Below are 6928 nucleotides of genomic sequence, written 5' to 3' on the forward strand. Positions count from 1 at the left end.
ATTTTAGTTTTTTAACTTTAGTTTTTTAACTATTTAGTGACCTAACTAGAAAACTTAGGAGTTTATAGATATGCCAAAGATTTCTGTAGTTATTCCCACCTACAATGCCATGACTTATCTTCCCAAAACTATCGATAGTGTTTTCAATCAAACCTATGATGATTTTGAAGTAATAGTTGTTAATGATGGCAGTACAGATAATACTGAGCAATGGATTTCTCAGATAGCTGACCCGCGAGTTAAACTAATTTCCCAAGCCAATCAAGGCTTGGCTTCTGCAGCACGAAACAAGGGAATTGCTAATGCTAGGGGGGATTATATAGCATTCATTGATGCTGATGATCTTTGGGAGCCCACTAAGCTAGAAAAACAACTGTCTGTTCTGGAAGAAAATCCAGACGTCGGTCTGGTATATACCTGGGTTGCCTATATCAATGAAACCGGAAAACCCACAGGTAGAGTGTTTGAACATCACGCCGAGGGTAATGTTTGGGAGAAGCTGGTTGAACACAATATAGTTGAATGTGGCAGTGTAGCAATGGTTCGTCGCCACTGCTTTGAGAGCCTAGGGGTATTTGATCAAACTCTTCGCGCGGCTGAAGATTGGGACATGTGGCTTCGGATCGCTTCACGCTATCCTTTTGCTGTGGTAAAAGAACCCTTAGTTCGCTATCGCCAGCATCAAAATAATAAGTCCAAAAACTATGTAAAAAGGCTAGAAGACTTCCGTACAATCATTGAAAAAGCTTTTCAATCTGCTCCCTTTGAAAGCTTACATTTAAGAAATCGAAGCTATGGCAATATTAACCTCTGCCTAGCGTGGAAATGTATTCAAAGTAGTGATCAAGATTACAAAATGGCTAATCATTTTCGTCGTCAAGCTCTCATGCATTACCCTCAGCTACGCTTCTCCCGAGAGTACATCCGTTTGAGTATAGCGATCGCATTGATGCAGTGGTTCGGACCTGAGGGCTATGGCAAAGTGCTAGAGCTGGCTTACAGTGTGCGTCAGCGACTATCAAATTTTGCATGATATCAAGTTCGCTTGTTTCCTTCATTTATAGTCATTTGTCATTTGTCATTTATCAAAAGTCTTGAGCTCCACAAGGTTTTGCTTTTTAACGAACACTCTTGTGTTAGGCAATACCGATGCTAATAGATTTGATATAAAACGGCATTTTACTAAGCCTTATATGATCTTCAAATCTTGGAAATTCAGAAGGTATTTAGTAGGAGTACTGCTGCTGGTAACAATAGCTATAAGCATTGGTTTGGCTAATTATCTACCACCCAACAATTTAATTTATGCTAAGAGCAGCACTCCTACCACTCGTGACCCCTGGCTCTGGCCCTTTTCTCAGGACTCAATCTGGAACATGCCGATTGGTAGTCATGCTAAGTATAAACCGGCTAATCTACCTCGATCAGCCCGTTCTTCTGTAGATGTTGATCTGTTATTTATTATCCCCGCAGGTAGTCCACTGCAACCCTTGTATAATCCTGGCAGTTGGACAAAGCGATGTAGCGGTCAGACAAGCTATGAAAATTTATCTATTCCTATTCCTGATGATTTAATTGTTCCGGATGCGATTAACACTCCCACTAAGTATTCTACTCCCAATAATGCTGCTGCTTTGCTTCAGCCTGATGGTCACACCATCATCCAACTAGAACCTATGGCTCGCTGTGTTAAAGGTGGTCCTGTATATGGCTATCACTGGCCAAAAAAAGACTTAGATTTATACAGTCAAGGTATTGCTGGAGGTCATCTTGGTTCTGGATTGTCCTCTATAGGTGGAACGATACGCAAGGGAGAGTTGACTGGTAGCGAGCCAATTCGCCATGTTTTAAAAATAGAACTTTGGGGAAAATACCTCAATTACAATCCCCAAAGCCCTACACCTGGATACCGCTGGCCTGCGGATAGAGCAGATCGTAAAGCTCCATCTAAATATAAAGGTAAGGATTCTCAACTGGTAATGGGATCTCTGTTAGCAATTCCTCCTAACGTAACAGAAGAAAGTCTTGGTATAACTACGCCAGCCGGTAAAAAACTTTTTCATGCTTTACAAGATTATGGCGGTTATGTAGTGGATGGAACAGGTAGAGATGCTTATGCTTTAGCTGTGGAAAAAGGGGTGAAACAAGAGTTTAAATCAGCTTATGGTTATCGGTTATTTGCTAAAGCTCACCATAATAATCCCTTTTACAAAGATTTTATGGAACTCTTTCAATCTTTACATATTGTTACTAACAATAGTCCAAACCGCGTAGGTGGAGGCGGTAGACCTAGAGCGCCTTTAGCTCCTCCCTTTGCTAATGTACCTGTATCCTAATGCTAATCAAAAAGCTCAAGCAGCTATCATCTGACCAATTCATTCGTAACATTAGCTGGCTAGGAAGTGCTGAACTAGTGCAGCGCATCTTCCGTTTAGCGACAACGGTTACTCTAGCTCGTGTCTTCACTCCCTATGATTATGGAATGGTATCAGTCATTGTTACTACTTTTCAATTTGCTAACACTCTCAGCCTGAGAGCGGGGATTGGAGCTAAGCTGATTCAGGCTGATGAGCAAGAGTTAGAGATTATCTGTAATACCGCCTACTGGCTGAATTGGATTTTATGTGTTTCCCTAGCTATTCTTCAGTGTATTGCTTCCTATCCGATTGCTTGGTTTTATGACAACAACCAACTGATTTTACCCATCTGTGCCCTTTCCCTAATTTACTTAATGTTTCCAGTTTTCATGGTTCAGTCTGCTTTGATTGAACGAGAAAACCGACTAAACGTTAGGGCTTGGTGTTATGCTGCACAGGCAATAGTCAGCAATATCATTATCGTTGGTTTAGCGCTGTTGGATATGGGGGTTTGGGCTGTAGTATGGTCGATGGTTTTATCCTATCCAGTATGGATTGTAATTACCTATTCCAATCATCCTTGGCGACCCCCTAAATCTGTCAGTTTGAAGCAATGGCAAAACATTACAAGTTTTGGCAGCAAACTGCTGGGAGTTGAGTTGTTAAATAAGCTAAGACTCAACATCGATTATTTACTAGTGGGTCGATTTCTCGGTATGGAAGTATTGGGGATTTACTTTTTTGCCTTCAATGCTGGATTAGGGATTAGTCAGAGTGTTATTAATGCCTTAGGTTCCGCCTGGTATCCTCATTTTTGTCAAGTTCGTGAGGATTTAAAGGAGCTGAAAAAGCGATACTTTGGGAGTTTCAAGATGATTGGAGCAATTGTATTACCACTGGTTGTTATACAAACTAGTTTGGCTCCATTTTATGTGCCAATTGTGTTTGGGGAAAAATGGGTAACGGCAATTCCTGTTTTAATCTTGATTTGCTTTTCAGCCTTGCCAATTGCCTTGTCTCGTTCCACATCTCGGCTACTTCAAGCGCTGGATAAAGCTCACATTGATCTAGGCTGGAACGTGATTTTCACTGTTGTGTTTACTACTTCCTTACTCCTAGTCATGCAAGGAGGAATTTTTTGGGTAGCTGTATCTGTCCTGATCACCCAATTAGTAGCGATGCCAATTTTTGCGGTTTGGATCATTCGATACGTCTTTGGTAAAAGGTCAGCGTCGTCTGATTAATATCAAGTCCGCGTTTATTCAGTATTATATAGCATTTTCCATACTTATGAGGTACACAAACTTTTTTCCCACTTCCCTCACTTCCCCTCCTGGGAGGGGTTAGGGGTGGGTTCCTGCTCCCTGCTCCCTTCCCCCCTTACTAAGGGGGGTTAGGGGGGATTCCTGCTCCCTAAAACCTATAACTTTCTAAACCAATTGATAAATACTCTAATGACATAGGAGACAAAAAATGAATGACTTGTTCAATAGTATCTTTCTGGAAGTTAGTGCCAGAACTAGCAATTTGTTTCAGGGAAGCTTGAAGGAAAATATTGTTTTTATTCATATTCCTAAATGTGGAGGATCGTCAATTAGCAAAGCCCTTAAATCTTGTTATGCTACTTGGGATATCAGAGACCGTAATTTATGTCATCTGGATGCCGCTGCATCTTTGAAGGCTGCTCAGAAACTGATTGATCGAGACTTATCATCGAGTAGGGTAGATGACCCGGTTGTGTTAAAGCTTCGAGAGAATTTACTTGTCTATTTTATGTGTCGGGAAAATGTTAATTACATTACTGGTCACTTGGTATTTAGTTCAGTAGCTCATCGTCATTTTCAAGAAAACTATGCCTTTATTACTATTTTAAGAGATCCAGTAAAACGATGGATTTCCGAATATTTCTATAATCGTTATAAAAGCCATGAACATTGTAAAATAGATATGGAAATCGAAGAGTATTTAGACTCAGAGTTTGGTCAAGCACAAGGACATAAATATGTAACGTTTTTAGGAGGTAACCATGAGATAGGAGACTACAGCCCAGAGCAAGCTGTTAATCAAGCTAAAGAAAATTTGCATAAATTTGCTCTGATCGGATTCCTAGAGTACCCAGAAAAATTTTTGAAACAGTTTGAAGAGCGCTTTGGCATAAAATTAAGGATTAGGAGTTTAAATCGTAATCCTAAATCAAAAAAGCACCAATCTTCTGTCATCACTGAAAAAATTTTAGAAAAAATCCAAAGGATATGTCAGCCTGATCTTGAAATATATGAGTATGCAATCGAAAATTTTTTAAATTCAAATAATTCTGAATATCAATACAAATAACAAATGACAAATTGATATGAATATGAAATCCAAAACACAATCTTTTTCTCCACCACTAGCTAGAGTTAATTCGCTACAGGAGTGGATTCCCATTACCTTGATTCTGCTATTAGCTGTTACGTTGTATTTTTATCAACTTGGTACAGAGAGCCTTTGGATCGATGAACTCTATAGTATTCATGACGCTAAAGCGATACCAGAGAAGCTTCGTCTGACACGCCCACTCTATTTCATACTTCTACGGCTTTGGATGTTTTTCGGTGAGAGTGATGTCTGGTTGCGGGGATTGTCGATTCCGTTTGGATTAGGTAGTGTTTTCTTGACCTATTGCCTTGGTCGTCGTTTAGTGGGACAGCGAGTTGGACTGATTGCAGCTCTCCTAGTAACCCTATCGCCTGTGTTCATCAACCATGCCCAAGAAGTGCGGATGTACAGCTTAAGTACTTTCCTTGGTCTAGTAGGCACACTGGCTCTGACTCATGGGCTGGAACGTATGACCACTGTGTCAATCAGTTGCTGGCTGATTGCACGGCTTTTAGCGACTTTGACTACACCACTCAATTGTTTGCTGCTACTGCCAGATTGTCTATTACTGGTGTGGAAATTTCGTAAGCGATACCGTGTTTTGTTAGGGGTTGGTGCAGTACTCCTAGTTGTTGGTATTGTGTCCTTACCATGGATTTTCCAGGTCGCTACTGCTTCATCTGCATTCTTTGACGGTTGGACAGCTAACAACCCGAAACCAACCCTAGTTAATGTGTTGTCCCGACTAACGATATTTACAGCCTATTGGCCCTTGAAGTCTTTACAGTCCTCTGTAAGTGAACATTTCTACAAGTTATATACCATAATGTTGGCTGGTTTGCTGGGCTTTTCTCTATTTAATAGGCAGCTTAAACCCCACATTTTTTGGCTTGCTGCTTGGGGATTTTTACCGACAGCTGTGCTGTTTATAATGTCTTGGATCTTTAGTCCGGTTTGGCTACCACGCTATCTGCTATTCATTGCTCCATACCTGCTGATTTTGCTGGCAGTAGGGTTTAGCAAAATTTGGCATCGAGCACGGAAATTAGGGATTGCGATCGCTCTGATGTATTTCGTGGCAGTTGGTGGTGGGTTGGAGCATTACTATACCAAGGTGTACCGTCACGATTGGCGCAGTGTGTCACAAATGATTACGATTAATGAGCAACCGGAAGATGTCATTGCTTTACACATCGGTTATCCTCGCCCGCGTCTTGCCTTAAATCATTACTATCAGGGTTCAGCACCTATTCAGGTTTTAGATTTAGAGGAGTGGGAACAAAGTTTGTCACCATTTCCATCACGCCTGTGGCTGGTACATAATAATAACAGAAACCCAGATAGCACTGAGCAATTACAGAATGAGCTCAGGAAAAGATTTCAAATCCAAAACCATCAAGTATTCAAGAATGAGATCGGGTATAAAAGTTATATCGATGTATTTTTGGTCACCCCTAAGGACACCGAAACAGCCTTAGACTAAGTGGCTTTCAAAGATATCACTTAAACCACTTTAAAATTGGCTATTAACAATTAACAATCTTCAGCCTTTCGTTGCCACAACAGTTTTAGTCCTGGGACTAAACCTAAGCCAAGGGGAGTCGCGGGTTCTGGTACTGACTCTGGCTCTGATGGTGTGTAGTTGTAAGTAACCTGAACATCCCCTTGGGCTTTTGTTGCGATCGCATTGAGTATATTAGCGGTTCCGTTAATAATTGATATGGTTTTCGCAGAGAACAAAAAGTCTACGGGTTCAGTGCCCAGGAATGCATTAAACACGGAACCATTTGTGAAGGTCTTATCACCGAATACATTAACGGTTAGTCCGATAAATGAAACTGCAGACTCACCCTGAAAATCTAATGTGCCATCATAGGCAGCGACTTGGGCTGAATCTCCTACTGTTGCTGTCTGTGTGAACAGGGTTGTATTATTTGGTCCGACCAATGTGAATAAGCCTTCCAGATTCCAAGTCAGAGTTGCTGGCTTTGCGTCTAGGCTTTCGCTCCGTGGGTCCCCTGACATTAGCCCGTTAAATTCTATGGTCACGGAATCAAGGGTACCGAGACTGGTGTCGAACGGGTTGATATAGCAGTCGCCAGGGCAGGCGCGGACATGACAAAAGTCTCAAACCTAAGTAAGCGCAAGAGTTTGACTTCTGACTTCTGACTTCTGACTTCTGACTTCTGACTTCTGACTTCTGACTTCTGACT

Annotated in this window: 6 protein-coding genes; 5 read left to right on the plus strand and 1 reads right to left on the minus strand. The window is 41.3% G+C overall.

Annotation, left to right across the window (positions count from 1 at the left end):
- Positions 1-70: 70 nt before the first annotated feature.
- The 5 genes from F6K49_RS22295 to F6K49_RS22315 all read left to right on the plus strand — a co-directional run bounded on the left by F6K49_RS22295 (position 71) and on the right by F6K49_RS22315 (position 6198).
- The gene (locus F6K49_RS22295; protein ID WP_293100207.1) at positions 71-1033 is read left to right on the plus strand and encodes a glycosyltransferase; all 963 of its coding nucleotides are present in this window, start codon (positions 71-73) and stop codon (positions 1031-1033) included.
- Between the two features lie 160 nt (positions 1034-1193).
- Positions 1194-2336, plus strand: a complete 1143-nt coding sequence (locus F6K49_RS22300) for a hypothetical protein (protein WP_293100210.1) — start codon at positions 1194-1196, stop codon at positions 2334-2336.
- Complete coding sequence (locus F6K49_RS22305) at positions 2336-3601, plus strand: lipopolysaccharide biosynthesis protein (RefSeq protein WP_293100213.1); 1266 nt, start codon at positions 2336-2338, stop codon at positions 3599-3601. Before F6K49_RS22300 ends, F6K49_RS22305 begins: the two co-directional genes overlap by 1 nt.
- A gap of 229 nt (positions 3602-3830) precedes the next feature.
- Positions 3831-4691 (plus strand): sulfotransferase family 2 domain-containing protein, encoded by an 861-nt coding sequence (locus F6K49_RS22310; RefSeq protein WP_293100217.1) that lies wholly within the window; start codon positions 3831-3833, stop codon positions 4689-4691.
- Between the two features lie 22 nt (positions 4692-4713).
- Complete coding sequence (locus tag F6K49_RS22315; protein WP_293100220.1) at positions 4714-6198, plus strand: glycosyltransferase family 39 protein; 1485 nt, start codon at positions 4714-4716, stop codon at positions 6196-6198.
- 50 nt (positions 6199-6248) lie between these two features.
- Here the strand turns inward: F6K49_RS22315 and F6K49_RS22320 are convergent, their stop codons facing one another.
- A complete protein-coding gene (locus tag F6K49_RS22320) occupies positions 6249-6803 on the minus strand; it encodes a choice-of-anchor E domain-containing protein (RefSeq protein ID WP_293021843.1) in 555 nt (184 codons plus the stop codon).
- Positions 6804-6928: the final 125 nt, after the last annotated feature.

The sequence above is a fragment of the Moorena sp. SIO3I6 genome, assembly GCF_010672095.1.

Excerpts from the sequence above, each read along its gene's own strand:
- F6K49_RS22295 (WP_293100207.1), top strand. The coding sequence starts at position 71 with ATGCCAAAGATTTCTGTAGTTATTCCCACCTACAATGCCATGACTTAT.
- F6K49_RS22300 (WP_293100210.1), top strand. The coding sequence starts at position 1,194 with ATGATCTTCAAATCTTGGAAATTCAGAAGGTATTTAGTAGGAGTACTG.
- F6K49_RS22305 (WP_293100213.1), top strand. The coding sequence starts at position 2,336 with ATGCTAATCAAAAAGCTCAAGCAGCTATCATCTGACCAATTCATTCGT.
- F6K49_RS22310 (WP_293100217.1), top strand. The coding sequence starts at position 3,831 with ATGAATGACTTGTTCAATAGTATCTTTCTGGAAGTTAGTGCCAGAACT.
- F6K49_RS22315 (WP_293100220.1), top strand. The coding sequence starts at position 4,714 with ATGAAATCCAAAACACAATCTTTTTCTCCACCACTAGCTAGAGTTAAT.